Origin of the sequence: Vibrio sp. 10N.261.51.C6 (genome assembly GCF_041471785.1) — a bacterium.
GTDB lineage: Bacteria > Pseudomonadota > Gammaproteobacteria > Enterobacterales > Vibrionaceae > Vibrio > Vibrio crassostreae_C.
The window spans coordinates 15814-38703 of the sequence record NZ_JBFRPB010000029.1 but is presented as its reverse complement, the minus strand read 5'-3'; the positions used below and the strand labels follow the sequence as shown (position 1 = coordinate 38703).

16 protein-coding genes are annotated in these 22890 nt (G+C 44.1%); 7 read left to right on the top strand and 9 right to left on the bottom strand.

What is annotated here, in order from left to right; all coding sequences use genetic code 11:
* Nucleotides 1-82: 82 nt before the first annotated feature.
* A complete protein-coding gene (gene sstT, locus AB4375_RS07825) occupies nt 83-1297 on the bottom strand; it encodes a serine/threonine transporter SstT (RefSeq protein WP_004732110.1) in 1215 nt (404 codons plus the stop codon).
* Between the two features lie 636 nt (nt 1298-1933).
* Between sstT and AB4375_RS07820 the strand changes: the two genes are divergently transcribed.
* Together AB4375_RS07820 and AB4375_RS07815 are read left to right on the top strand one after the other, a co-directional pair.
* Nucleotides 1934-2254: a hypothetical protein gene (locus tag AB4375_RS07820; RefSeq protein WP_017072398.1), complete on the top strand. Its 321-nt coding sequence runs from the start codon at nt 1934-1936 to the stop codon at nt 2252-2254.
* Nucleotides 2255-3478: an HlyD family secretion protein gene (locus AB4375_RS07815; RefSeq protein ID WP_017081815.1), complete on the top strand. Its 1224-nt coding sequence runs from the start codon at nt 2255-2257 to the stop codon at nt 3476-3478.
* Between the two features lie 174 nt (nt 3479-3652).
* Here AB4375_RS07815 and AB4375_RS07810 read toward each other — a convergent pair whose 3' ends face one another.
* Nucleotides 3653-4660 (bottom strand): AraC family transcriptional regulator, encoded by a 1008-nt coding sequence (locus AB4375_RS07810; RefSeq protein WP_017072401.1) that lies wholly within the window; start codon nt 4658-4660, stop codon nt 3653-3655.
* Nucleotides 4661-4944: 284 nt separating this feature from the next.
* On the opposite strand from AB4375_RS07810, the gene AB4375_RS07805 reads away from it, so the two are divergent.
* Together AB4375_RS07805 and AB4375_RS07800 are read left to right on the top strand one after the other, a co-directional pair.
* Complete coding sequence (locus AB4375_RS07805; RefSeq protein ID WP_136979036.1) at nt 4945-5913, top strand: alpha/beta fold hydrolase; 969 nt, start codon at nt 4945-4947, stop codon at nt 5911-5913.
* Between the two features lie 148 nt (nt 5914-6061).
* Nucleotides 6062-6253 carry a hypothetical protein gene (locus AB4375_RS07800; RefSeq protein WP_017072403.1) on the top strand — a complete coding sequence of 64 codons (192 nt, stop codon included), beginning with the start codon at nt 6062-6064 and terminating at the stop codon, nt 6251-6253.
* A gap of 330 nt (nt 6254-6583) precedes the next feature.
* On the opposite strand, the gene AB4375_RS07795 is transcribed toward AB4375_RS07800, so the two are convergent.
* The 7 genes from AB4375_RS07795 to malT all read right to left on the bottom strand — a co-directional run bounded on the left by AB4375_RS07795 (nt 6584) and on the right by malT (nt 15069).
* The gene (locus tag AB4375_RS07795) at nt 6584-7117 is read right to left on the bottom strand and encodes a DUF4136 domain-containing protein (protein WP_136979034.1); all 534 of its coding nucleotides are present in this window, start codon (nt 7115-7117) and stop codon (nt 6584-6586) included.
* A 387-nt stretch (nt 7118-7504) separates the two neighbouring features.
* Nucleotides 7505-8569: a ribosome small subunit-dependent GTPase A gene (gene rsgA, locus AB4375_RS07790; protein ID WP_136979032.1), complete on the bottom strand. Its 1065-nt coding sequence runs from the start codon at nt 8567-8569 to the stop codon at nt 7505-7507.
* Nucleotides 8570-9076: 507 nt separating this feature from the next.
* Nucleotides 9077-9535 (bottom strand): copper chaperone PCu(A)C, encoded by a 459-nt coding sequence (locus tag AB4375_RS07785; protein ID WP_017068936.1) that lies wholly within the window; start codon nt 9533-9535, stop codon nt 9077-9079.
* Between the two features lie 85 nt (nt 9536-9620).
* On the bottom strand, nt 9621-10217 hold the full coding sequence (locus AB4375_RS07780; RefSeq protein WP_372051295.1) for an SCO family protein: 597 nt from the start codon (nt 10215-10217) through the stop codon (nt 9621-9623).
* On the bottom strand, nt 10214-10654 hold the full coding sequence (locus AB4375_RS07775) for a hypothetical protein (RefSeq protein ID WP_065676451.1): 441 nt from the start codon (nt 10652-10654) through the stop codon (nt 10214-10216). Before AB4375_RS07775 ends, AB4375_RS07780 begins: the two co-directional genes overlap by 4 nt.
* 203 nt (nt 10655-10857) lie before the next feature.
* Nucleotides 10858-11778, bottom strand: coding sequence for a DUF368 domain-containing protein (locus AB4375_RS07770; protein WP_017068934.1), 921 nt, complete (start codon nt 11776-11778; stop codon nt 10858-10860).
* Between the two features lie 582 nt (nt 11779-12360).
* Nucleotides 12361-15069 carry an HTH-type transcriptional regulator MalT gene (malT, locus tag AB4375_RS07765; RefSeq protein ID WP_017061867.1) on the bottom strand — a complete coding sequence of 903 codons (2709 nt, stop codon included), beginning with the start codon at nt 15067-15069 and terminating at the stop codon, nt 12361-12363.
* Nucleotides 15070-15636: 567 nt separating this feature from the next.
* Between malT and AB4375_RS07760 the strand changes: the two genes are divergently transcribed.
* The 3 genes from AB4375_RS07760 to glgB all read left to right on the top strand — a co-directional run bounded on the left by AB4375_RS07760 (nt 15637) and on the right by glgB (nt 22811).
* Complete coding sequence (locus AB4375_RS07760; RefSeq protein ID WP_372051294.1) at nt 15637-18090, top strand: glycogen/starch/alpha-glucan phosphorylase; 2454 nt, start codon at nt 15637-15639, stop codon at nt 18088-18090.
* A 185-nt stretch (nt 18091-18275) separates the two neighbouring features.
* A complete protein-coding gene (gene malQ, locus AB4375_RS07755) occupies nt 18276-20456 on the top strand; it encodes a 4-alpha-glucanotransferase (protein WP_372051293.1) in 2181 nt (726 codons plus the stop codon).
* A gap of 174 nt (nt 20457-20630) precedes the next feature.
* Nucleotides 20631-22811 carry a 1,4-alpha-glucan branching protein GlgB gene (glgB, locus tag AB4375_RS07750; RefSeq protein WP_372051292.1) on the top strand — a complete coding sequence of 727 codons (2181 nt, stop codon included), beginning with the start codon at nt 20631-20633 and terminating at the stop codon, nt 22809-22811.
* The last annotated feature ends 79 nt before the right edge of the window (nt 22812-22890 follow it).

Sequence of the window (22890 nt, the reverse complement as noted above, 5' to 3'; positions counted from 1 at the left end):
GGCCTCCTCCTACTCGATTGTGCTATTTGCTTTTAGAGCTTAGAGCTTAGAGCTTAGAGCTAAAGCCTAATACCAAGAGCTGTTAAGCTTTGTTTTGCTCAGCTTTACATACAGCCGCAGTGAACACTACGTCAGTTGAGCTGTTAAGCGCTGTTTCAGCAGAATCTTGAATCACACCAATGATGAAACCAACCGCTACAACCTGCATCGCTACATCGTTTGAGATACCGAATAGGCCACAAGCTAGAGGAATCAGTAGCAGTGAACCACCGGCAACGCCTGATGCGCCACATGCTGAAATTGCAGCAACAAGGCTTAGTAGAATCGCAGTGAAGATATCAATCTCAATACCCATTGTGTGTACAGCTGCAAGCGTTAACACAGTAATGGTGATTGCAGCACCTGCCATGTTGATGGTTGCGCCTAGAGGGATTGATACAGAGTAAGTATCTTCATCTAGCTCTAGCTTCTTACAAAGGTTCATGTTCACTGGGATGTTTGCAGCGCTTGAACGAGTGAAGAATGCCGTTACACCAGATTCACGAATACATTGCAGTACAAGTGGGTATGGGTTCTGTTTTGTCTTTACAAAGACAAGCAGTGGGTTAACGACAAGAGCAATGATCAGCATTGAGCTTAGTAGAACCGCTAGTAGTTGACCGTAGCTTGCTAGTGCATCGAAGCCCGTTGTTGCGAATGTAGTCGAAACAAGGCCGAAGATACCGAATGGCGCAAGACGAATAATGAAGCGAACAATGTGTGAAACACTGTGGCTAAGGTCTTCGAAAACCGCTTTGGTTGTTGCAGATGCGTGGTGCAGTGCAAGACCAAGACCGATAGCCCAAGCAAGAATACCGATGTAGTTAGCGTTCATTAGTGCGCTAACTGGGTTATCTACAAGCTTGAATAGAAGCGTATGAAGAACTTCTGCAATACCTTGAGGAGGGTTAGCACCTTCAGCGCCAGCAACCAGTGTCAAAGTGGTTGGGAACATGAAGCTCAGTACTACAGCAGTTAGTGCTGCAGAGAACGTACCAATCAGGTAAAGCACAATGATTGGACGCATATGAGTATGCTGACCTTTCTTTTGGTTTGCGATAGAAGCTGCAACAAGAATGAATACTAAAATTGGGGCAACAGCTTTCAGAGCACCAACAAACAGACTACCTAATAGGCCTGCATCTTGAGCTGCTGAAGGAGAAACCATGGCGAGAACGACACCGAAAACAATACCAGCAAGGATCTGTAGAACGAGATTTCCACGAGCGATGCGGGCGAGCATGTTGTGATTTTGCATAAAATACCTGCAATTGTTAATTTATTATAGTGATGTATTTTTTTATAAAGTTGTACCAAATCCAACTATACACTAGTGGAATGGGCGGTCATATTAGCGGGATCTAAGAGGGTGTCTAGGAATAGTTTACTTTTAGGGTGATTGTTTGCGCCATGTGGTGCTTTTGGAGCTAAATGTTAAATTTTTGTGCTTTTGTTGAGGTATAAGTCTGCTGAATAATGTTCCATTGGCTTAATGTTCTAGTATTTATGGTGTGTAAACCATTACTGATAAAAACATTGTGTTCGGAAATAGCTGCCTAAACTTGTATAGGTAAAAAAGCCACTTCAACAGACATCATAGACATCACCTGCTTTGCTTAATCTACGTTGGTGCATGACTTGCCATGTTTTGTCTTCATCTAATCTTTCTATCGGCATTCCCACCTACTTAAGCAGCGTTAGCTGTGAATTTCATCAGCTCTCCTTAATAGCGTCAGGCTACTGAACTTAATACCTTGCTACTTTGATATACCGCACACCTTATCTGGTAATTTATATCAACATGTTATTTTATATGACGTAATTTATCTAAAATTTCTGTTGTAAGTGGGTGGCATATATCCTGTGTTGGTCTTAATTTACAAGAGTATGAGCAATGAGTTTAATCAGTATCCCTTATGTAGAGACCTCTGCAGATACCGTTTTACATATAGCAGCCGCTATCGTGCTGATCAGCACCATAGCGGCTGGCCTGTTCGGTTTTTGGAAGCTTCACGAGATCCCTATTCAAAAGGCTCATAAGACTGACCACCATCAGATAGGGTTGATTACCGCGCTCACTTGGATTGGCTTCATTTGGCACTGGGTGTGGGTGCTCGCCATTATCATTGCTTTTGTAGATTTTGAAAAAGCCATTATCCGACTGCGTGATTTATGGAATTCTCCGGCTCAAGTTAATCAATCAGAGGATGTCTAAATGTTAGAAGGTTTAGCGGTTTGGTGTTTGTTCATCTATTTATTAAGACTTGTTGGCATGCCTTGGAACACAGGGACGAAAGCATTCGCTTATCTAGGAGGCAGTGGTTGGTTGTTATTTGTGTGGGTAGGATTAATTAACTATACACCAATGGATTTGTCGGGAGGCTCTGTGGTGCAGTCTCCTCACATTCAGCTTCGCCCAACCTCAACCAATGTCTCGGGTAAGGTCGACCAGATTTATATCACCCCTAACCAACGCATTGAGAAAGGGCAGTTAATCTATGAGATTGAAAACGAGCCTTATCAAATTGCTTATGAACAAGCGAAGATTTCGCGCGACTCGGCAAACGTAGCGGTTAGCACTGCGGCTGAAGAAGTAAAAATCGCTGAATCCAGCTATCAGGCAGCGTTACATGATTTTGAAATGACACAAAGTGAGCTTTCAGCTGCTCAGTCAAATAGAGACTTACAGAAAAGAACGTTGAAGCGTTATCTTGAACAAAACCGAGTCGTGCGTAATACGATCACTGAAAGCATGATTGATAACCAGCAAACGGTCGCCGATTCTGCTGTGTACACTGTGGCCAAGCTTGAGTCACAGCTGAGCAAAAAGAAATCTGATGTAGAGAAAGCCAAGCTACAAATAACCAAAGCGGAACTCTCGGTTGAATCCCGTCAGTCAGACTTTAACGAAACAATTCAGAAGGTGAATAAAGCAAAATGGGATCTTGATAGCACCAAGATTTATGCACCCGCTGATGGCTTTGTGACTAACTTTATTCTTCGTGAAGGTCAGCTTGTTTCTAGAGTTCCACGATTGCAGATGTACACCAACGAGAAATACGTATTGATGAGAGTGAATCATCAAGCTATTAGAAATGTTAAACCGGGTCAATTGGCTGAATTTACAACGCCAGTTTATCCAGGGAAAGTATTCACGGCAGAGGTTGAAGGTATTATTGAAGCAACCGGCGAAGCGCAAAGTAACTTGCTTGGCTTTGACCAGAATGTTCGCTCTACGACAGGCAAGAACCTACAAAACAAACATCACTTTGTTAGGTTGAAAGTCTTTGAACCTGAAGGCTATAGCGTACCAGTCGGCTCGGTTGGTTTAGCTTGGATTAGCGGAGAAAAGCCAACAGAGCTTATGGCGTTTCTTGATGTAATACGTGGAATCATTTTACGTATGAAGTCGCAGCTCTACTACTTCTACTCTTTCTAACATAGAGTTGGACTCAGAATCTGTGGCCTAGTTGAGCGTTACTCTATCTTATAGCAACGCAACACCGACGGTAGATCTCGTAATCGTGTTGTTGAGATGACGATAAAAGAGAACTAAATCAGCTATGTTAATTTTCACATCCGCAAAGTGGAGACACTCTGCGGATGTTTTATTTTATTCCAATGATTTGAGATATTGCTTGGGTGTCATGCCTCGATGCTTCTTAAACATATGCGTAAAGCTATCGAGATGGTTATACCCTAAACTGCTTGCAACTTCTTCGACTGGTATTGATTGGCTTAGCATTTTGACCGCTTTGTTGCTTAAGACAAAACCACACATTTCGGTAAAGTTGTGGCCATATTTATGGAATCTACGTTGAAACTGTTGAATTGATAGACCCAACAGGTTAGATACTCTTTCGAGTGTCGGTAAACCAAAATGACATGAGTAGTTGATGGCTTCATAAACTAACTTAGTGTCATCGCTAGGATCGGGCATGTCTAAACATCGGTCCAAATCCTCAAAATTCAGCGAAAAGGTTTGCTTGGTATCTTGATTATCAGCCAGGTTTGCCAAGCGTAAGCTGGAATGAAACCAGATCTCTGTTTGATGATGATTCCACGCGACATCACAGCCAAAATAATCTTGATATAGTTTCTCATCCGCACGCTCTCCTGAAAGTAGTACGCGCATCGGAGCAAAGTCTGCCCCAAGGTATTTTTTCAATATTTTTGACATCAAAACAGCGACTCTAATACTGTCATGAACGTCTAAGTGTTCTGCATCATACTGATTGTTGTAAGTCCACTTGATGATAGACCCCGCAGGTGCAGCAACCCAAAAAGCACCGGATTGAATACACCCCATGCCGTAATTTACCTTTCTTATCGTCGACATTAAGTCATGACCAGAGAACATCCATTGGCCTAATCCGCCCAAGTCTTCGACCCGGAAATGGCGCACAGCCTCGAGCATAAAGTTTGGATTTTTTGTATAGCATTCGAGTTCTTCATAAAGCTGAAATACCTCAGAAATGGGCAACAGGTTCATTGTGTGATTAAACGCGGATTGGGGAATTGTCTGTGGGGAGATTGGATCTGAATAATATTGATTACATACGTTGTAATACAAATTCATCAGGCTATTTACCCTTATAAAGTAAGTTGTGTTGATAGTCATTGAACCATCCAAACCTCTGTGAATTAAGTCATAAACATAGCATAAATGACGTAATTTAACGAGTTTTAACAGGCCCCAACGATGTTAGTTAACATCAAATATATCGGTAAAGTAGTGGCGATAATATTAGTAATAATGGTGTTAACTACAATTATTGATAGCTGCAAATACTGAGTTGAGTAAACCCCAATACTATTTTTGAGAACCAGAAATAAATTGGATGGAAATTTTTAATCATGGTTTCAGCGTCTTTTAACTTCAGAGAATTAAATAGAGATTAATTAATGACACATACTCCTAAGATAGAAAAAATTAGCGTGTTTGATCGTATTAACGCATCGGCACTGATGTTATTGACTTCTGAATATAAAAGCTTGGAGCAGTTGCGAAGAAAAAACGACTATCCAATGTTCCCAACATTTGAAACGACACCATCCATGCCAATAAAGCGAACCAAGATAAATGGTGTCGATATTCGATACGCACATTCTGAAGCGATTGGTAAACCGACTCTTGTGATGCTTTCCCCTTTTCCTCAAAGCATTCTTGCGTATGCCCCTATTTGGACAGGGTTGGCTGAACACTACAACCTATATGCTTACGATATGCCTGGGTTCGGCGGCAGTGCGGGCGGGATTGAATACATGTCTTTCAAGGCTCAAGGCGACTTTTTAAAAGAATTCTTAAATCATTTGGATATTCAAGAACCACATTTATTGGGGCCTGACGTTGGTATGCCCGCGATCGTTTACTATGTGGGCACATATGACAATGATGTCAAAAGTTTATTGATAGGCGATGGCCCAGCAATTAATCCTTCGTCAAATGCAAGCGCCATCCGAAAAATGGTCGACTCATCGTTTTGGCGCACTGTTTTTAAAGTGACAGGGGCTGGCTCTTTAGTTCAAGGCTGTATCAAGGTTTGCTATACGAACTATCGCCCCAATCAAGAAGAGATTTCCGACTATATTGCTTCTTATCGCAATCGAATTCCTGCCGTCATGCAATGGTTTAAAGATTACCCAAAAAGTCTAGCAACGGTTGATCCATTGCTCGATAAAATAGAGTTACCCACTCAGATATTTTGGGGAGAAAACGATGCAATTCTTTACGTCGATAATGGAGAACGTTTAGCTAAACGCATGTCGAATGCTGAGTTAACAGTATTCAAAGACAGTGGTCATTTTTGTTATCAAGATAGGTACCAAGAGTTTTCGCTAATGGTGAAATATTGGATTGATAAGACGCAATAACAGTTAAATGATTGAGTAAATATGATTGAAATGGAACTACGAGAAGGTTCATGCTCAATAAAAGTGAATGTCGATTTATTGAGCGCCTTTCGAGCTTTTTACCACTTCTATCCTCATCCCTTACCTAAAACTAATCAAGGCATTGTAAATGCAGAAGCTAACCCTTTTAGCGCTAAGTTGTATTCTATTATTAGGTTGTTCTATTAATAAGGCAGCCGAAGAAAAAGACCACTTCGTTGATGATTATATCGAAATTAATAAACAAAATATTAAAGACTTACCTCAGTTGTTAAATGCTATCGCGTTTGAATATTCTAGGTTTGCTAATCAAGCTGAATAGCCGCTTTTGCCCTCGCTGACAATTATGTTTCACGATCCTGTTTTAGAGTCGAGTCTGGTACATAAAGAGCATTTGAGTACGTTAGGCATCCCCTTAAACGTCTCGCTATATATAGACGAAAATGGAGCTCCTAACGTGATTGGAGTGAAACTCGTCACTCGGACGTGAGTTACAGCGTTAGCTTTAAGGTTGAGGGTATATAACAATATGATGCAGCTTTGATCTATTGCATTAGTGGCTTTGGTGCCTTCTTCCTCTAATGCCTAGGCTTCCTCTATCTGCATATTCAATGGCCGATATTTGAAGAAGTTATCACCTAGAAGTTTTCAATCATTTGTGCGAAGGGTACTGTTGAAACATTTCAGCGATCTCCTCGTAAATCAGCTCTTCACGTTCCTTAGAACTCATTGAGCGAGTCAATTTCCGGCTTGAATTCGCGGTCCATACAACGATGTTGGTTTTATCATCGATCAGTTCTACAACCAATTGTCCGTACGTCTGTTGGTGATAATTTTGTGGAGTGGACATTCCCCCACGGAAATTGTTCCAACCATAGCCAATACCAAATGACGAGCCGGAAGACACAAGTTCAGATGCTTGCTGAAGTTGGTAGCGGACGTATAGGTCGCCTCCGTCCTCTACAAATGAAACCCCTGTGCGGCTCATTTCTTTAATGATCGCACTTTCAATCCTGATTGAGTCGATACTAATCGGTATTTTGTTCTTCTCTTCTTTCGCAGTCCCGGGCGAGCTGAAATCATAGGTTTTATACATTGAGAAATCGGTTTGCTTTTCGAAGTCAGTATTTATTGTAGAGCAGGCAGCTAGAGGAAGCGTTAATAATATGGTGGTTAGACGAAGCATTTTCTATCTCCTTGGAAGGTGGTTTGAAATGAAATTTTCTTCTGAAGGTGATTATACTTGTCCGGTATTCGATACTTTATGTTCGTTATATTCAGTCAATCTGGTAGTAAAAGTGACGCGATTAATCGTATTTTAACTTTATTGTTCAAGGGGGAATTATATTGAACTGGATAAAGAGAAACATTAACGTGATGATTAACTCGCTAAGAAAAATTCCAACTATTATAAATGGTGAATTTTTACTTTCGGAAGCAGACGATATCTTAATATCCCTTGTTGATTAGGAGGGGAATTTGTAGATAAAGCCCCACGCGATTGACACGTGGGGCTCGGTGTTTCAGATCAGCGTTGAGCGATTAACTCAGATTACCGTCAATATCCAACTGCTTAAGCTGAGCCTTTCTTAATATTGCGGCTTTCTGACTGTACGTTTCGGTACATTTTGGAAAGCTGCTTATTGTTAGCGCGTTGCTCTGCAAGAGAAGCGCCGTTTCTTGCTTGTTCTCTCAGTAGCTTTTGATAATTAGTAAATCGTCTTTCAGACAGTTCACCACTCTCAATGGCAGCCCTTATCTTGCATCCTGGCTCTGATTCATGATGACAATCAGAGAAGCGGCAGTGCATTGCTAACTCTTCGACGTCTGAAAAAGTTTCACTCACGCCTTCAGCGCAGTCTGCAAGTTGGAGCTCTCGCATTCCTGGAGTGTCGAGAAGCAAGCCACCTGATGCGAGCAAGTGGAGTGATCGTGATGTGGTTGTATGACGACCTTTACTGTCGTCTTCACGAATACCACCAGTTGCCTGCGATGCTTCACCTAGCAATGAGTTAACCAAAGTCGACTTACCCACACCAGAAGACCCCATTAGCGCGACGGTTTTGCCGGTTTTACACCAAGGTGACAGTACTTGGGTTGAGCCTTGATCTAGGCTATTGACCGCTTCGATCATGAGCATCGGGTCTAAGCTTTGTACCTGTTGTACTTTGCCTTCGTAGTCGTCACACAAGTCTTTCTTAGTCAGGACGATAACCGCTTCAACTTGTGCTTCATTTGCGAGTGCCAGGTAGCGTTCAATGCGACTCAGATTAAAGTCGTTGTTCAATGAAACCACGATAAACACTGTGTCGATATTGGCTGAAATATATTGTTCAGCCACACGACTGCCTGCAGCTTTTCGGCTAAAGAGCGATTGGCGTTCTAGTAAGCGATCGAATTGCAGTTCAGAGTTCAATATTACCCAATCGCCAACCGTCATTGCAGGTTGGTTGTGATGAATAGGTAGAGTGATTTCGCCTTGTTCAGACGCAAATGTGTAGCCACTGCGATGGTGCGCGGTGATACGGGCGATCACTGAATGGTCGTAGTCTTCGAGTGTCAGTTGTTGTTGAAATACAGGTTGCCATCCAAGTTGTTGAAGTGACATTGGATGAGAAAATGCAGTTTGTGAATTCATGTCTATTTACCCAGACGTGCGAGCTTTCTTTTCTTGTGAGAGCATTAAAGTCTTATCAGTGCATTAAAGTCTTATGAGAGCATTAACGTCTTGTAAGATCTCAGGTTGTCGATGAGATCGAAAAGCGTTGGTCAGTTCAAAAAGCGTCGAGACGTCAAAAATGTTTGAGCTTGGGTCGAATTCAAAATCGATAGGACCCCGGATTTGAGTCATGCTTTACAGGCATGCAGATATTGATCACTTACGATCAACAGTAAACCGGGTAAAAGTGTGCGGTAGCCAGCTGATGGCTTAATGTTGGTAGTTCGAGATTAAAGTTTGATTAACCAAACAAATTAACGCGTTACTTTTACTGCCAGTTTTAGTGTTTTCATTACAATCATCTTCTATTCTCCTTGGTTTATTAATGTGTTCAGGCTTTGAATAAAAAGCGCGCTCAGTTTAACAAAAAGCCACGATGGCGAGAAGTCATCGTGGCTTAAATTATTTTATCAATTGTGAATACGATTAATGATGGTCGTGGTTCATCTTTTTCATGCCGCTCATCACTTTCTTCACTGGTGCGTCGAAGGTCTGTGTTTCACCATTGGCAAAGGTCAGAGTCATCTCGATTTGCTCACCTTCTTTTAGGCTACTTTTTAGGTCGAACAACATGATGTGTAGGCTACCAGGTTTAAGTACCGCTTCACCGTTTGCAGGGATGGTGATCTCTTGAACTTGGCGCATTTTCATAACATCGCCATCCATGATTACATCATGAAGTTCTACTTTACCTGCTGCAGGTGTTGTTGCAGAAACAATAGCGCGATCTTTATCGCTGTGGTTCATCAGAGTCGTGAACACCGCGCTGTTCACTGCTGAAGGCGGGGTTGCACGAGCGTACGCGTCATGAACCATAATATCGCTACTAGCCTGAGCAAAAGGGGTGAGCAATAAGCCTGCTAGAGCAAGTGCTTTTAACTTCATGTTGTTGTCCTTAATTTTTATGTTTTTGGTCTGGGACCTGACTTTTTGTTCGAACTTTATTAGTTAAGTTCTTTGTTTTTACGTTTTACTGCGTCAGCTTGTTGATAGCCTCAACAATTGGTGCTGGCGTCAACGTGTGCGGTACTTTGGTAATCAAGGTACCGTCGGGCTTTAAAAAATAAAAATATGAGCTGTGGTCTAGGGTGTATTCCAACTCTGAACCTTCTAGCTTGGTCTTTCTGAAAATAACACCGTAGTTGTGTGCAAGCATGGTTGTCACATCCAAAGGACCACTTAATCCTTCAATCATTGGGTGGAAGTATTGTGCGTATTCGTATGAGGCTTCTGCTGCATCACGCTCAGGGTCGAGAGAGACAAACATCGGGCGAATCTTGGCTTTTGCTTCATCAGAGACTTGGTTTAGTGCTCCGGCCAACATAGCCAAAGAAGTGGGGCATACATCCGGGCAACGTGTGAAACCGAAGTAAACGATACGAATTCTGTCATCGGTTTGGTCAAAGATTTCCGTTGGTTGGTTGTCTTTGCCGAAAAGAGTCGTTGCGGAGAACTCTTGTTTTGCAGCGTGTTGTTCTTGAACTTCGTTTTGCCCATCAAGATAGCTTTTGACACCAAAGCCAAGTACAAAAGCGACAACCAATGCTAACGACCAATTTCTACTCATCTTGCCATCCTTATTGCAGGGTTTACAGTATCGACACCATCAGTGAGTTCACCGATCCATGTCATTTTATCTAAAGTACATACAGGTAAAATCACATCACCTTCATAGGTATTGTTGCCAATGCTCTTTAATTGAAAACGCGCTGATCCCATTTCCATTTCTAAACCTGTGAGCGATAACATCAGTGTCTCAGATGCAGCACCTTCCCAAACTACCTTTATCTTTGTGGGTAGAAGAGGTTGCGCGGTTTCTCGGTCAAGCGACATTGAAATGGATTCCTGCTCACACGATGTGGTTGAAAGCATGCAGTAATCATCCAAGTTGACGTCGGCAGTTGAGTGCTCCATCGCTGATTTAAACTGCTGAATTGCTTGCGGCCCATAAAAGCCTGCCACGAGAGCGATCCCAACAGCAGCAACCTTTAATGCAGAGTGCATGTCGTGTTCTCATCTAATTTTATAAGAGCGGCGATGTTATCACACCCCTCAATACGTGCTTGTATCAAAAAGCAATTTTGTGCGTATGGTAGAACTAAAAAAGCGAAGCCATTGGCTTCGCTTTTGTCTGTTTAATAAATATGTGAGCTTAGTATTTCTAAGCATTATCCGTTCTAAACGCTTTCCAGAAGCTGGCTGAATGATTAGTCAGCATTACGCTCTGCAAACTTCTCCAGGCCTAAAACCAATGCAATCGCAGCAAACATCATCACAATCGCCATGACCAACTGAGAAGGCTGAGAGGTTACCGCTTCAAAATCAAACGGTGATAGGTTTTCTTGAATCAGAGGAACTTGTTCACCTTTTGAGTTTGTGCGCCAGCTGATGGTCTCTTTCCAAGGCCAGATCTTAGGCAGCGTACCGATCATCAAACCGGTTAAGAATACCAATGTGAAGTCGCGGAATGAACGCAATAGCCAAGACAGTACATGTGAGAAAGTCAGCAGTCCGATCACACAGCCCGCAAGGAATAGCGCAAGTACATCGACTTGAAATGATTTAACGGCGCCAAGCACGGGGCCATACATGCCAATCAGGAGCAGAATAAAGCTGCCTGAAATACCGGGTAAAATCATCGCGCAGATAGCAATCGCACCCGCAATCAATACGTTGATGCTGGTTGGTTCCATTTGCAGCGGTTTAAGCACGGTAATGCTATAAGCGAAAGCAACGCCAAGCAGCAAAAACACGAAGCGAATCATATCGCGTTTCTCTACTTGCTTAAGAATATGGAAAACCGAGACCAAGATCAGGCCGAAGAAGAAAGACCACAGTGGAACAGGGTGGGTGACTAATAACCAAGAAATCAATTTTGCGAATGTCGCAATGCTCGTGAATACGCCCGCGAACAGTGAAATTAGGAAGAAACCATTGATGTGATTAAACGCGGCTTTGAAGCCTTCGAGTTTCCATAAGCCAAGTACGCTAGGGTTAATTCTGCGAATGCTTTCTAGCAGCGTATCGTAGATACCAGTGATGAATGCGATGGTTCCGCCCGACACGCCAGGTACAACGTCTGCTGCGCCCATTGCCATGCCTTTGAAAAAAGTACTTAAGTAGTTCATTGCTTCATAGAGTTGAGGATGATTTTGTGCAGTATACAAACTTTAGTGTAAAAAAAGTATGAATATGCTTTTGGGGAAGGGCTTTTATTACTCTATTAATTGTAAGGCAATAAGTTGAAGTGAATATTTGCCTAACATTTAGATAACAACCACTTAGTGATTTGTCATTAAGAGCAGAGATGAAACTGATCCCTTATCGATATTGCATCTTGGTTGCAATATGCAAATGCACTTTGCAATTCGCATGACAAATTCATGGTTTTTATGCGGTGCAGGGCTTATAAAACGTCGAATAAAAGTTGGCACGCTAACTGCATTATATACATTGACCCTTCTTAAGCCGAGGGTCACCTAGCCAACTGACGTTGTTAGTGAACTTATGATTTGTTCACAAATATATAGAGCCAATCGCGATTATTGCGGTTGGCTATTTTTTTGCCTGTCGTTTGGTGATCGTCTTTTTACTTTTCCCATTCCTACATTTTTAGGTTCTAAACTTCAGATGAAAAAAAAGCCAGCCACCATCGGTGACTAGCTTATGTTTTCTCGAATCAATCTCGAATCTCGAATCTCGAATCCGTTTTAGTACCCCATCAACTGCAGCAAGTTCTCCGCTGTGCTGATTGCTTCTTTACGGTTAGCAATGTTGAGCTTTTGGTAAAGGTTACGGATGTGAGTCTTGATTGTGGTACCCGCTACATCGAGTTCTTGAGCGATCTGCTCATTACTGAATCCTGAGTAGATCAGACCAAGTACTTGCCATTCACGCTGGGTGAGTGGGCTAGTACGCACAAGCTCAGGAATGTTCGGGTGATTAACCAAGTTCTCAACAAAGTCTTCATCGAAGTGAACCGAGCGGCTGCGTTGGGTCGCGGAAATATCTTTCATGATTTGTTGTGCGCGGTGACGTTCTAAATCACCTAAGCCTGGCTTGTTGCTCAACTTATCCAAGATATGCCCGATAGTCCCACCGTCTACCAAGAAGTTACCGACCATACCGGTTTGGTTAGTCATATGAAGCGCTTCTTCGAGTAGTATTCGTGCGCTGTCTTCATCGTTAATTTGTGTACGTAACACGGCTTCAACGATCAAGTTGCGGTTGGTGTCTGTAATCAGGTGCGAACGCTGGGCTTCACTCTTAAGGAAAGTCAGCGCTTCTTCTGCGTCTTCATACTGCTCAAGGATGATGTGAGCACGAACGATGTTTCGCCACTGAAGTTGGCAGAAGTGGTTACTTGCCGATTCAGGTCGAACAGCCACACTCAGCCAATCACGGATAGCTTCTTTATCGCCTTTTACTTGCCAGAACAGAATCAAAGAAAGAGAAGCATTTGCCGTCCAATCTACGTGGTAAGTCGATTGACGCAATAGGTGCTGAATCTGGTCGATAAATTTCGACGCTTTATCAATCTCACCACGGCTCAATGAAATACGAGCCAACATAGAATAGCTGTGCAGGTGTTTACTCGGAGAGTGGTGACCAAGGATATCTAAGCCTTTGTAGCAACACTCTTCCGCTTCATCTAGTCGGTTCCAACACCAGAAGATCTGAGCGCGAACACGCAGCAAGAATTCGTGCAGAGGTACGTATTGCAGCTGATGTTCTTCAATCAATTTGAATGCACTGTCTTGTAGCTCAAATGCAGCTTGAACATAACCTTGAGCAATCAAGATTTCGCTTTGTTGCAGAATCGCCCACAGGGCCTGATGGTAAACCTGATACTGACGTGCCAGTTTTTCTGTTTGTTGCATCATCGGTAGCGCACGGCTTAGGTTACCCATTACGTGATTCACTTCGCCCACAACCGAGGTTGCGACAATGCGGCTACGATAAACGGTGGTGTTCAACTGACTCAACGAAAGCTCAGCCAATTCCAATGCTTTCTCAGGCTCATTGCTGTTGATGGCAACTTGTGCGCGTAAGGCGTTGTATTGGCCTTGCTGCTGAGTATCGAGTTCAATGTTTCGAGCTTGATATTGAGTCTCAGCCTCTTCCAACAAAGTACCCACTTGGTCATAACGGTGCTGACTTTGTGCAAGCCAAGCACGCAACATCGAAAGCTTTGGCTCACTGTATAGTTGATCTGTGGTTAGCTGTTTGATCGCCATTTCTAATGACGAAAGCTCACCTTGGTTGAACATCGGCCAACCGTGCTCAGTCAGGATTTGAATGATCAGTTCTGGATCTTCAGCGCGCTGTGCGTGACGTAGTGCTTGGTGTGGTGTGTTTTGCTTGATCCACGCTTTTGCAGCACTTCGATGCAGTTCTGCTTCTTGCTGAGGAATTCGAGCTTGGCGCTCATGTGCGAGGAATTCACCAAACAAGTTATGGAATCGGTACCAGTTTTTCTCGCCTTCAAGCGGGTAGATGAATAAGCCAAATCGGTTGAGTGATTCGATCATACCCAGTGCGTCTTCACGCTGTGTAAGCGCGCAGACTAATTCGTCATTGAAATGATCAAGTACTGAACACTGCATTAAGAACTGTCGGGTTTCTTTATCCAGTAGATCGAATACTTCTTCAACCAAGTAATCCCAAAGGTGGGCATGGTTAAAGTGAGAGAATGACTCTGCGGACTGTGCAAGAGTGCGTTTTTGGTGTTGTGCTTGTAGCGCGATAAGTTGTAGTGCAGAAGGCCAACCTTCTACATAACTACAAATGCTATCTGCCGTGGTGTCATCAATGCCGTCGGCTACGCGTTGGTTGAAAAAGCGTGTGGTTTCTTCGGTATCAAACGCCAACGAGTCATTACCTAATTCGATCATTAAGTCACGAACGCGCAGGTTTGCTGTACCAAGTGGTGGCGTACCACGACTGGTGACAACCAACGTTAGGTTATCGGGCATGTGTTTGAGGAAGAAGCGCATGGCTTCGTGGATGTCGTCATTGTTGACCAAGTGATAGTCATCCAACACCAGAAAGCACTCGTGATGGAATTCCGACATCTCGGCAAATACTTCACTTAATAAAGAATGCAGCGATGAAAACTGTCGCTTTTCTGCCAGTTTTTGGGCATTCGGACAGGCATTTTGAGTCGCTTTATTAAGTGATTGAAGTAGGTAGTTGATAAAGCGGAAGGCATCATTGTCGCTATCATCAATGCTGTACCAACCCACATTAGGTTTATCTACCAACCATTGTGCAGCCATGGTGGTTTTGCCGTAGCCCGCTGGAGAGCGGAACAACACAAGCTTATAGCAATCTGCATTGTGAAGCAGATCGAGAACCCTAGGTCGTAGGATTGCATTATGTAAGCGGCCGGGACGAGTCAGTTTCGAAGGGATCCACATATCGAAGTTTTACACCTATTCCGTGGCTATGTTCTGGAATATCCCAATCTATCGTTGAGTGCACTCCAATGACATGAGCCTAATTACTTAAGTCTTTACTCATATTACGTGAAGCCAAACGTTACCGACTACGATCCTCCTCAGAAACCTTGCACTCCTGCATGTTTTTGGGTGTCTACGCCCTTTATTTGAGACTTTGCTCACGTTGCGGGTTGGTTTGTGAATGTGACTTCGTTCATCCCTACACGGGAATCAATGCAAAAGATGAGAGTTGGAAATTATTTTCGTGATCTGAAACTCAGATTTGGCAATGACTTTAAATGGGTTAAATAAAAGTCACATCAATTGAAGTTAAGTTATCGAACGGGAGCTTGTGATCTTAGTCACTCCAAGTTTTTGTTCGCAGTCAGAACATGAGAGTCAGATCACTAACCCTAAGTCGGTACGCCCCCTACGCCCTCCCATCTACTCCTAGTCAGTTGCATTAGCGGGAGGATGTTTAGTTTATGGTGACCATGCACGATATGTCACAGATGAATTAGAACTATTAAAAGCGAGATTTCTGAAATGAAACCAACTCAGCAAAAAACTTTCGATAAAGTGTCATTCCAAGAGAGTGTTAAGAAACATTTATCTGCAACCTACGCAACAACGATTGAAAACGCAGATAGCCGCGCATGGTACCTAGCAATGGGGCGTGCGCTAGCAGAACTCACAACATTTGATCTGTTAGAAACTGAAAATGACGAAAAAATTAAGAACGCGAAGAGCGTTAACTACCTATCACTTGAGTTTTTGATTGGCCGTCTAACAGGTAACAACCTGATCAGCATGGGTCTATACGAACAGATCACTCATGCAATGGAAGAGCTAGGTCAAAACCTAACTGACCTTCTAGAAGAAGAACGTGACCCATCACTAGGTAATGGTGGTCTTGGTCGTCTAGCTGCTTGTTTCATGGATTCTTGTGCCGCTCAAGAATACCCAACAGTAGGCTACGGTCTTCACTACGAATACGGTTTATTCAAGCAGTCTTTCCAAGACGGTCGCCAACAAGAAGCACCTGACGCATGGCGCGGTGTTGAAGGTTACCCATGGGAAGTGGCTCGTCCAGAACTAGCACAACACATTGGTTTTTACGGTCATGTAGACGTTGAATTCATCGACGGTAAAGAAGTACGTACTTGGGTTCCAGGTATGGAAGTGAAAGCAATGCCTTGGGATCTACCTATCGTAGGTTACGAGTCAAACACGGTTTACCCATTGCGTCTTTGGGAATGTCAGGCAATTGCACCATTCTCACTAGCAAGCTTTAACAACGGTGACTACTTCGAAGCGCAACACTCGCTAATCGATGCAGGTAACATCACTAAAGTACTTTATCCGAACGACAACCACGAGAAAGGCAAGACTCTGCGTCTAATGCAGCAGTACTTCCACTCAGCAGCGTCTGTTCGCGATATTCTACGTCGTCACGAAGCAGCAGGTTTCTCTCTAGAAGATCTGCCTAAGCAAGAAACGATTCAGCTGAACGATACACACCCAACGATCGCGATTCCTGAGCTAATGCGCATCCTGATTGACGAGAAAGGTCTATCTTGGGATCAAGCATGGGAAATCAGTGCTCACACGTTCGCTTACACGAACCACACACTACTTCCAGAAGCGCTAGAGACTTGGTCTGAATCTTTAATCAATCGTCTTCTTCCACGTCACATGGAAATCATCTTTGAAATCAACCACCGCTTCATGCAAGAAGTTCGCAAGATGTGGCCTGGTGACGGTGAGAAGCAAGCGAAGCTTTCTATCATCCAAGAAGGTTTCCACCGTATGGTTCGCATGGCAAACCTATGTGTGATTGGTTCTTACAAAGTAAACGGTGTAGCTGCGCTTCACTCTCAACTGGTTAAGAAAGACTTGTTCCCTGAATTCAACGAAATCTTCCCAGGTAAACTGACTAACGTAACGAACGGCATCACGCCACGTCGTTGGTTGAAGTTCTGTAACCCAGGTCTATCTGCGCTAATCACGGGTAAGATCGGCACTGAATGGCCAGCAAAACTTGAGCAGCTAGAAGGCATCGCTAAGTTTGCAACAGACGCGAAATTCCAAAAAGAATTCATGGCTGTTAAGAAAGAAAACAAACAGCGCCTAGCTGATTGGGTTCAAGAGAACATGGGTATCGAGCTAGATACTAACGCTATCTTTGACGTTCAAATCAAACGTCTTCACGAATACAAGCGTCAGCACCTAGATTTGCTACACATTCTATCTCTGTACCACCGTATTCTTAACGAACCTGGTTTCGAGTGTGAGCCACGCGTATGTTTCTTCGCAGCGAAAGCAGCACCGGGTTACCACCTAGCGAAAGAGATCATCTTCGCGGTTAACAAGATTGCAGAGAAGATCAACAACGACCCTCGCATCGGTAACAAGCTGAAAGTGGTATTCATTCCTGACTACCGTGTAAGCATGGCTGAAATCATCATCCCTGCAGCAGACGTTTCTCAGCAAATCTCACTAGCGGGTAAAGAAGCATCTGGTACGGGCAACATGAAGATGGCTCTAAACGGCGCGCTAACTATCGGTACGATGGATGGTGCAAACGTTGAGATTCGTGAAGAAGTGGGTGATGAAAACATCTACATCTTCGGCCTAGACGTTGATGGTGTTCAAGCTCTGAAAGCTCAAGGCTACAACCCATACGACTACTACAATGCAGACCCACTACTGAAAGCATCTCTAGACCTACTGACTGGCGATGAGTTCACTCCAGGTCAACCAGGCCTTCTACGTGCAACGTTTGATAGCCTGCTAGACGGTGGTGACCCTTACCTATGTCTTGCTGACTTCGCATCTTACGTGAAAGCGCACGAAGACATGGGCACGCAATACAAAGACCAAGCAGGTTGGGCTAAGAAAGCAATTCTTAACACAGCATTGGTTGGTAAGTTCACATCAGACCGCTCTATCCGCGACTACGTGAACAACATCTGGAAACTTGAAGCGGTTAACCGTTAATACTTCCAAAGTAGCCAAGGCAGTTTCTGCCTTGGCTCAATTAGCTTGTGAGCAAACGAAAGGCTTAAAGGTTTCGTTTATAAACAAGCTGCTTACAAACCGATTGTCACAAGCTAATTGATTAGTAAAAATTAAATTAACAACCCTACAAAATAGAAAGCGTCAGAACGTTTTCGGAGAGAGCGATGAAAGAACAGACCGTATTAAAACAAGTCGCAGAAATGGCAAACATTGCCGACAGTTACGTTAGTGCGTGGGGCGATGAAGCACAAGTATCAGACGAGACGATCACGTCTCTATTGGCTTCGTTGGGCTACGATACAAGCAGCGATGATGCACTGCTTAAGTCAGCAGAAAGAAAACACAAAAAAGATGTACTAGACCCAGTTCTTGTCTTGCGTGACGGTGAGCCAGTAGAAGTGGCGCTTAATCTAGGTGTAAGTGCTCGTGAAAGTGAGTTCAGTTGGCGCTTAGAAACCGAGCAAGGAGAGGTACTTGAAGGCTATCTTCAATCTCAAGTCATTCGTGACGAGCGTGCCGAGGGTGGCCCTTTAGTGTTTGCATTGCCAAGTGATTTGGCATGGGGTTATCACAAGCTCATTGTGAGCCGTAAGCGCCGTAAGAAGCCTTACGAGATGACACTGATTATTACGCCAAAAGCGTGTTTCAAGCAGTCACCAATCGAGCAAGGCAAAAAGCTTTGGGGACCCAGTGTTCAACTTTATACCCTAAGAACTCAGCATAACTGGGGTATTGGTGATTTCGGAGACCTAAAACAGCTTGTTGCGGATATCGCTTCTCGTGGTGGTGACTTCGTTGGTCTAAACCCCATTCACTCATTGTTCCCTGCGAACCCTGAAGGTGCGAGCCCATATAGCCCATCTTCTCGTCGCTGGTTGAACATCTTATACATTGATGTGAGTTCAGTTCCTGAATTTGCACTAAGTGCAGAAGCACAACAAACAGTCGGCAGCGCAGAGTTCCAACAGCGTCTACAAAAAGCGCGTGAAGCACACTGGGTAAACTACACCGAAGTGTCTGAGCTTAAGATGAGCATCTTGCCTCTGCTATTCGCAGAATTTAAGACTCGTCATCTAGACAAAAACAGCGACCGTGCACAAGCGTTCTTAGCCTTCGTAGAAGAGGGTGGCGATAGCCTGATGCATCAAGCGGCGTTTGATGCTCTACATGGTGAACTGCATGCAGAAGATTCTGGCATGTGGGGATGGCCGGTATTCCCTGAGAAGTTCCGTACATTCGACAGCCCAGCGACACAGAAATACATCAAAGAGAACTTAGAAAACGTTCATCTGTACATGTACCTGCAATGGCTAGCAGATTGCCAGATCAACGATGCACAGTCTCTTGCAGAAGAGAAGGGCATGGCTGTTGGCCTGTACCGTGACTTAGCGGTAGGTGTTGCAGATTCAGGCAGCGAGACTTGGGCTGACGAAGGCAACCTAGTGATGGATGCGAGCATTGGTGCTCCACCTGATATTCTTGGTCCTTTGGGTCAGAACTGGGGTCTACCTCCGTTAAACCCAGAAGTGCTTCAAGAAACAAGCTACGACGCTTACATAAAGCTACTTCGAGCGAACATGAAGCACTGTGGTGCACTGCGTATCGACCACGTTTTAGGTCTACTGCGCTTGTGGTGGATTCCAAAGGGTGAGAACGCAACTAAGGGCGCGTACATCTACTACCCAGTACAAGATATGCTGTCTATTCTGGCGCTTGAGTCTCACCGTTACCAATGTAGCGTTATCGGTGAAGATTTAGGTACGGTACCGGATGAGATTGTCGACATCCTTGCAGATGCTGGTGTGCATTCTTACAAAGTGTTCTTCTTCGAAACATCAGAAGACGACGGTGGTTTCATCTCACCAAAACACTACGCATCACAATCGATGGCGGCACTGTGTACTCACGATATGCCAACGCTTCGTGGCTTCTGGCACTGTGATGACCTGAAAATGGGCCAAGAGATTGGCTTATACCCAGATGCAGAACAATTAGAAACCTTGTTCGATGACCGCCTAGAGTGCAAGCAAGGTATCTTAGATTCAGTAGCATGGCATGGTTTCCTACCAGAAGGTGTGGGCCGCGATGCGAGCCAAGTACCGATGGACTCTTACCTTGCTGAGGCACTTCAACTGCACGTAGCGGCTGGTGGTTCAACACTACTGAGCGTTCAGCTAGAAGATTGGCTAGAGATGGACAAGCCAGTAAACATTCCTGGCACGGTTGATGAATACCCTAACTGGCGTCGTAAACTATCAATGAACTTGGACGAAATATTTGCTCACGAAGGCGTTAATCGTATCGCTTCTAAGCTGACTGACGTTCGAGAAAAAGCCGGTAAGTAATGACGTGAGTGACTTGAAATTAGGTGGTTTTTTGCTTACGCCGTACGAAACTACAACCTCGGTCACTCAATAATGAATGCTCATCTGGTAGAATAAACCGTCGTTATATTGCCCGCACTAATAGCGGGCATTTTTGTATTATGTTTTTTGGATGTTTGGTTAGGGAGAAACGTTTTGGAACTAAGTTCGATTTCAAAGCAAAAACAAATATATACCCAACTATCACAGGCTTGTTTCACAGACCCATTCGCGTTTTTAGGGCCATACCTACCTTCTGAGCAAGGTGCATTACGTGTGTGGATTCCTGGGGCAGATAAAGTCGAGTTGATTGTTGGAAAGGAACCTCGTATTGAGTTAGCGCGAGAGGGTGAAAGTGGTTTCATTCTTAAGCAAGAGAGAGACTTACGTTTTACTCACTATAAGCTTGCGGTTGATTGGGCTGGCGTAGAACAGATCATCGATGATCCTTACCAGTACCACGATCTGTACGCGAGTTATGAAGATCTTCATACACCGAAAGATATGTATCATCACATGGGGGCTCAGTTTATTACGCTAGAGCGTGATGGACAGACGATTTCAGGTACGCGTTTCTTGGTGTACGCACCGCATGCAACTGCGGTAAGCTTGGTGGGTAACTTCAACGCTTGGGATGGTCGCCGCCACCCAATGCAACGCCTAGATTACGGTATGTGGGGCTTATTCATTCCTGAACTGGAAGAAGGCGCTCAATACAAGTTTGAATTAAAAGGACCAAATGGCGAAGGCTTACCACACAAAGCTGACCCATGGGGTTTCTACTCTGAGCAATACCCATCGTTCTCATCTGTAACTTACGATCACGCTCGTTACCAGTGGCAAGATACTCAATGGCAAAATCGCCCGGTAACGCAAAAGCGCAAAGAAGCGCTTTCGTTCTATGAATTGCATGCAGGTTCTTGGAAGCGTAACGCTGAAGGTGAATTCTTAAATTATCGCGAGCTTGCGGCAGAGCTGATCCCATACCTAACGGATCTTGGCTACACGCACGTTGAACTAATGCCAGTTTCAGAACATCCATTCTACGGTTCTTGGGGCTATCAGCCTGTTGGTCTTTTTGCACCGACTAGCCGTTTTGGCTCTCCAGATGATTTCAAATACTTCGTCGATCAATGTCACCAAGCGGGTCTTGGCGTTGTTCTGGACTGGGTTCCTGCTCACTTCCCAAGTGATGATCACGGCCTAGCAAACTTCGATGGTACGCCATTATTCCATGATCCAGATCCACGTCGTGGTTGGCATCAAGATTGGAACTCGTACATTTACGATTTAGGCAAAGAGCATGTTCGTCGTTTCTTGGTAGCAAACGCTCTTTACTGGTTCGAACAATTCCATATCGATGGCATCCGTGTTGATGCGGTTGCTTCGATGTTGTACCTCGACTATTCGCGTAGCCATGACCAATGGATCCCGAATGCGGATGGCGGCAACGAAAACTACGACGCTATCGCAACCCTTAAGTGGATGAACGAAGAAGTGTATAAACACTTTCCGAATGCGATGACGATTGCTGAAGAATCAACGGCTTTCCCTGGTGTTTCAGCACCGACTTTTATGGGCGGCTTAGGCTTTGGCTTTAAGTGGAACATGGGTTGGATGCACGACAGCTTGTCTTACATTCAAGAAGACCCAATCAACCGTAAATATCACCACGATACGATTACCTTCCCACTGGTTTACGCACACAGTGAGAATTATGTATTGTCTCTGTCTCACGATGAGGTGGTTTACGGTAAAGGTTCTATCCACAACAAGATGCCGGGTGATGAATGGCAGCAAACGGCAAACCTACGTGCTTATATGGGTTACATGTATGCGCAACCAGGTAAGAAGCTGAACTTCATGGGTGCAGAATTTGGTCAGACGGCTGAATGGAACCATGACGACCAGCTGCAATGGTTTTTGCTGGATTACGAGCGTCATCAAGGTGTTCAGCGTTTAACGAAAGACCTGAACAATCTGTACCGCTCTGAAGCTGCAATGCACGATCTTGATTTTGATCCGAAAGGCTTTGAATGGCGTCTACAGGACTCTGCTGAAGCGAGCATCTTAGCTCATGAGCGTATCAGTGAATCAGGCGAGCGTGTATTGGTGGTTTCTAACTTCACCCCCGTTCCTCATGAGCACTTCCGCTTAGGTGTTCCAGCACAAGGTCAGTACTCTTTGTTATTGAATACAGACTCTGCGGATTATGCAGGCAGTGGCTTTGAAGTGAAGCCGGTTGCTGAGGTTGAATCAGTAGAAAGCGAAGGCTTAGACACATCGATTGAGCTGCGTTTACCACCGTTATCGACCGTTTTTTACAAGCTAAATTAGGTCTATTAGTTGAAGTAAGCGATAACTAAAAAGAAAATGGGAGCCGAAAGGCTCCCATTTTTGTATTTATAACGTTTGG